The organism is Spongiibacter sp., assembly GCF_984394615.1.
Map to the genome: position 1 here is coordinate 1 of NZ_CFHTQA010000076.1, position 5421 is coordinate 5421.

General features: G+C 59.1%; 5 protein-coding genes. All 5 read right to left on the reverse strand.

All coding sequences use genetic code 11. The annotated features are described in order from the left end of the window. Positions 1 to 925 (reverse strand): AllF/FdrA family protein (locus AC5DB9_RS16385; RefSeq protein WP_483374517.1); only part of this gene is annotated, 925 nt, incomplete at its 3' end. Next, positions 922 to 2463 carry an ABC transporter substrate-binding protein gene (locus AC5DB9_RS16390; RefSeq protein ID WP_272994018.1) on the reverse strand — a complete coding sequence of 514 codons (1542 nt, stop codon included), beginning with the start codon at positions 2461 to 2463 and terminating at the stop codon, positions 922 to 924. The genes AC5DB9_RS16385 and AC5DB9_RS16390, both read right to left, overlap by 4 nt. Positions 2464 to 2586: 123 nt before the next feature. Next, positions 2587 to 4071, reverse strand: coding sequence for an amidohydrolase family protein (locus AC5DB9_RS16395; RefSeq protein ID WP_272994019.1), 1485 nt, complete (start codon positions 4069 to 4071; stop codon positions 2587 to 2589). Then, positions 4068 to 4946: an ABC transporter permease gene (locus AC5DB9_RS16400; protein WP_272994020.1), complete on the reverse strand. Its 879-nt coding sequence runs from the start codon at positions 4944 to 4946 to the stop codon at positions 4068 to 4070. The genes AC5DB9_RS16395 and AC5DB9_RS16400 overlap by 4 nt, the downstream gene beginning before the upstream one ends. A 1-nt stretch (position 4947) precedes the next feature. After that, the coding region (locus AC5DB9_RS16405; RefSeq protein WP_491732103.1) for an ABC transporter permease at positions 4948 to 5421 on the reverse strand (474 nt) is incomplete at its 5' end.

Here is a 5421-nt window from a genome sequence, read left to right on the forward strand (position 1 = left end):
CCGCCGCTATCGCGGTTTCTTCCAGCGAGGCCGTAAACTGTACATTGACCGGGCCGTCCTCAGGCGCCTCGGCACCCAGGAAATTAACCACCACGGGCTTGTCTAACTCCGCCGCTCTGGCCAGAATTTTCTCGGTCACCACCGCTGCCGGTGGCTTGGAGGTAAGTACAATCAGGCGGGTATCCGGATCGGCCGCCAACATATCCATAGCCATCAGCATAGTCAGCCCGCCAATCTCGGCTTTCAGGTCGCGACCGCCGGTACCAATGGCCTGGGAAATACCCACGCCCATGCGATCCAGCAATACGCTGATTTCCTGCACACCGGTACCCGAAGCACCGACAATACCGACCGGCCCGCGCGCTACCGCATTGGCAAAGCCGAGACCGACGCCGTTAATAATTGCGGTGCCGCAATCCGGGCCCATCAGCAACAGGCCCTGTTCTGTGGCCTGCTGCTTCAGCGACAATTCCTCTTCAACGCTGACGTTATCGCTGAACAGCATGACGTTAAGGCCATTGTTCAGCGCCCGACGCGCCTCCGCCGCCGCGTAATCACCGGGCACGGAAATCAGCGCAATATTGCTTTGGCGATCTGCAGCCAGGGCGGCTTCCAGAGTGCGAGGACGGTAACTTCCCGCCGCCGACTGACTGCGGGCGTTGAGCAGCTCGGCCGCCAGCGCCAGCGCTGCGGCCGCCTGTTCCTCACCATCGGCCACAACGGCAATCACCAGATCGTCGGCACGGGCGGTGCCCAGCGCTTCGTCCTGAATGCCTGCCGCAGCAAGAATCTTTTTGTTGTTGTCGGTTGCCATCATCAAGATGGCCTCACGCGCCCCGCTCTCGCGGCGTACGCGTTCCGACACCTGCATCAGTCGCACCGAATCGTGGTACTCCCGGGGACGGATCAACAAGCGGCTGCTCATACGGCCACCTCCTTACCCTCACTGTCGCCGATGCGGGTATCGTGAAACAGCGGGTAGGCACCAATGGCATCAAAGCGAATACCGCTGATGGATTTCTTGGTAGCCACAATATTGGTATTGCAGTGCAGGGGTACAGCCAGAGCGTTTTCCATGACCAGCGTCTGGACTTTCTGGAACAGCGGCACAAAATCCGCCATTGCCAGGGTCTTCTCGGCGCGCTCAATCAGCGGGTCTAACTGGGGAACATCATTCGCACTGCGCTTTGTCCAGCCGTAGCCATTGGGACCACTGTGGCGGGAATGATAGACAAAGCTCAGCATTTGCGAGGAACTGGCGTATTTGCCCTGAGGGATCAGGTGGTGTTCACCGGCCATACCCGCGCGAATCCACGGCACTGGATCGAGCTGAACGACCTCCACTTCAATCCCGATGTCCGCCAGCATTCGGGTGACAATTTTGCCGAACTGCGGGTAAAAATTGACCGGCAAGGCATAGAACTGCACTTTCAATGGCTGACCGTTTTTGTAGCGTTTACCATCTTCTTTGTAGAGCCAGCCCGCCTCATTGAGCAAGGCTTCGGCAAGGCCGGAGTTAAAGGGATAATACTTTTCTACTGCCGGTTCGTAGCCCAGGGTGAATTGCGAAACCGGGCCGTAAGCCCGCTCGAATTCGCCATGAAAAACCTCTTCCACCAGTGCATCGCGATCCACCGCGTGACTGATCGCCTTGCGCACCGCCAGCTCACTGGTCGGCGATCGATGAATATTCATCATCATGCTGACCGGGATACCGCGAATCGGCCAGGTCTCAACATTGAACGCGCCGTGCTCACGCAAATGGGCACAATCACTCGGCGTCACATAGAAAATCGCGTCAACCACGTCGTCCAGCAAGGCGGCAGTACGCAGCGCATTGTCTGCCAGAAAGCGAAACTCGATTTCATCCACAGACGCAGCGCCGGGGTTATTCACCAGCGGTGGTGCCCAGGCATAGTCCGGATTGCGCCGAATGGTCAGGCTTTCGCCCGCCTTCCAGTTATCGAAGATAAACGGCCCAGTGCCCACCGGATGACGGGCAAACCCTGCGTTACCGAGCTTCTCCACGGCGGCGGGAGAAACCGGCGCCAACCAGCCCTGACTGAGCGCATCAAGCAACAGTGCGTAGGGCTCGTCGAGAATAATTTCGACACAGAATTCGTCAATGACCCGGCAGCTCTTGTAACTGCCGAGCAAACTGCCCGCGAGCTGCGACTGGTTTTCCGGGTTGTGAGCGCGATCCAGTGAAAATTTCACCGCGTTCGCATTAAACGGTGTGCCGTCATGGAAATGCACATCGCTGCGCAGGAAAAAAGTGTAGCAGCACTCGTCGTCAGAAACCTGGTAGCGCTCAGCCAGCCCGGGCAGATAGTCGCCCTCCACCGTCTTATTGACCAGCGTATCAAACACGCCATTAGTCATTTGCAGGGCCAATTCCGCCGAACCGATATGCGGATCAATTCCGGAGGGTTCGTAGTGCACACCTATACGTAAGCGTTTCAAATTCTCACCTCACATCTCTTTAGTTCGCATATTGAACTATTGTTCTAAATGGTAACATCGCACTATCGAAACGCCAAGCCATAATCGCTCTGTTATCGCAGTGAAGCCGGAGAAACGCGCGGTTCAAACGCCGCGTCTGGCCGCCAGATAATCGGCGAGATAGGGTTTGATCTCCGCTAAGGACGCCTGACTCGTCGCCACCTTGCGCAGACCAAACAGGCTGAGCTGCTGATAGAGGTCGTCGCGCAGAGAAGCTTCGTCGAGCCGACGGTGATGCCCATCGTCCATCACACATTCTCCTGCGACGTATACCTGCCGGATGGTGTCTGCACCGGCGTAGTGGAGAAGCTGCGCAAAGATATTGGTGTCCAGGGCCACTCGGGGCACCGGCAGGCGGCTCACATCCAGCACCAGAAAATCGGCCTGTTTGCCGCACTCCAACGAACCGAGCTCTGCAGACTTTCCCAGTGCCTTGGCGCCGTTAATCGTTGCCATTGAAAACACCTGACGGGCGTCCAGCTGCTGCGATGGCGAGCGATGCAGGTTCGCCACCAGGCGCATTTCCCGGAACAGATCGGCATCGTCATTCAGCGCCATGCTGTCGAGGCCAAGCGCCACATTTACACCGGCGTCGAGCATCTCGCACAGCGGCGCGATACCGTTGCGCAGTCGCAAGTTGGAGCTGGCGTTGTGAACAATCGAGCTGCCCGCGTTGGCAAGCAGCTCCATATCGTCGCGCGTCGTGAACACACCGTGGGCCAATGACAGTTGCGCGTTGAGCCAGCCCGATGACTGCAAATACGCCACAACGGAACGGCCATAACGCTGCTCGGCACACCACTGCTGATAGGGGCTCTCCAGTGCGTGAGCCTGAATCGCCATCCCCTGCTGTTCAGCAAACTGCCAGATCGATGACAACAGTTCGTCTGAACACCAGTGCAGGGACACTGGCCCCGTCATCAGCCACTTGGGACTGTCCTCGTAGTGATTACAGGCGCTGCGCATTTGCTCAAAGTAATGCTCGGCATCGAAGCGACTGCGCGCGGCCAGCATCTCGCCGCAGCGCTGTTGCAAATCGCGAGGCATGGAGGGCATGACGCCGCGCAGCAGCTGTTCGACGACGCTCTGATCCATCGCACTGGCAATCAGGCCGCAACGCAGACCACTATCGCGATAGGCGGCTGCCGCGGCGTCCAAATCGCTGAGAAACTCGCCGGGGCGGTAGTAACTGTTGGTGCTGCTGGTCACACCGTGGCGCAGTTGCTGCAAGGCGCTCAGGGCGGTCTCGGTGTAGCGATCCAGCCCCGGCATGCACAGCAATTCCAGAATCCAGATTTCCAGCAGTTGATCCGCAATCCCGAGTTGCTGCGGGGAGACGGCCCGGCCGTGGTCGTGGGCATTGATCATGCCCGGCATCACCACGACGTCTGGGCCACCCGCCCGCGCCGCGGGCTTATAACGCTGGCGCAGATAGTCGTAGGGGCCGACATCAATAATCTGCCCATTGTCGATACACAGTCCCGCATCACGGAGAATCCCAGGACTGCTGCTGGGGTCGGTAATCAGCAAGCCCGCGTGAACCAGCAGAGAACATTCCCGCAGACTCATGACTTCAGTCTCGGATCGAGAATATCCCGAAGGGCATCGCCCAGCAGGTTGGATGCCAGCACCACACAGAGGATGGCGACACCGGGAAAGACCACGGTCCAGGGCGCATCCCACATCAGGTCGCGCCCCTCGCCGAGCATCGCGCCCCACTCCGGGGTTGGCGGTGTGGCGCCCAGGCCAAGAAAGCTCAGTCCAGCCGCGCTGAGCAGCGCCCAGCCATAAGACATGCTCGCCAGAGTCAGTACCGGCGGCATGGCATTGGGCAGAATGTGCAGAAAGATCACCCGCAAATCGCTGGCGCCGGTGCTGCGCGCCGCATCCACATAGATATCTTCTTTGATCGACAGCACCGATCCGCGCACAACGCGGGCGAAATTGGCAATGCCGCCAATGCCCACCGCAATCATCACGTTTTCGATACCCGGCCCGAGCAAGGCCACCACGGTCAGCGCCAACAGAATGCCGGGAAACGCCATCAGCGTGTCAATCAGCCGCATGGCTATCTCGTCAATTCGGCCGCCGTAGTAGCCCGCAAACAGCCCGATGGCAACGCCGATACTCACCGAAATAAGCAGTGCCACCACACCAATCAGCATCGATACCTGCGCGCCGAAAACCACGCGACTGAATATATCCCTCCCCAGCAGATCCGTGCCCATCAGGTGTTCAAGGCTGGGCGATTGCATCGAGTCCTCGGTATTCACCGCAAAGGGATCGTAGGGTGCGATCAGTGGTGCCAGCACGGCCACCAGCGCGAACACGACCAGTACCGTGGAAGCCCAGCGCCCCACCGGGTGAACAAACAGATTCCCCACGCCGCCACACAGCTTGCGAATGGGACCGGGGTTAACAACCGGCTTTGCGGAAGTCGCCATATCAACTGTACCTAATCCGCGGGTCGATCAGGGCATAGGCCAAATCCACCAGAATATTAATCAGCACGTAGAGCACCGAGGTCATCAACACTGCGCCCTGCACCAGCGGCAAATCCTGGTCGATAATGGCGTTGATCAAGGTTGATCCCAGGCCCTGCCGGGAAAAGACGGTTTCGACAATGAACGAGCCCGACAGCAGCCAGCCAAATTGCAGACCAATAATGGTCACGACGGGAATCAGCGCATTGGGCAAGGCGTGCACCAGCAGGATATTGCGCTCGGTTTTGCCCTGCGCCCGGGCGGTGCGAATGTAGTCCTGCTTCATCACATCGATCATGCCGGTGCGCGCCGAGCGCGCGATAGTGCCCACCGCCCCGACAGCCAGCACCAGCGTCGGCAACACCAGATGTGCCACGCTGCCCTGCCCCGACGCCGGCAGCCAGCCGAGCGTGACGGAAAACAGCAGGATCATCAT

Excerpts from the sequence above, each read along its gene's own strand:
- AC5DB9_RS16395 (WP_272994019.1), bottom strand. The coding sequence starts at position 4,071 with ATGAGTCTGCGGGAATGTTCTCTGCTGGTTCACGCGGGCTTGCTGATT.
- AC5DB9_RS16400 (WP_272994020.1), bottom strand. The coding sequence starts at position 4,946 with ATGGCGACTTCCGCAAAGCCGGTTGTTAACCCCGGTCCCATTCGCAAG.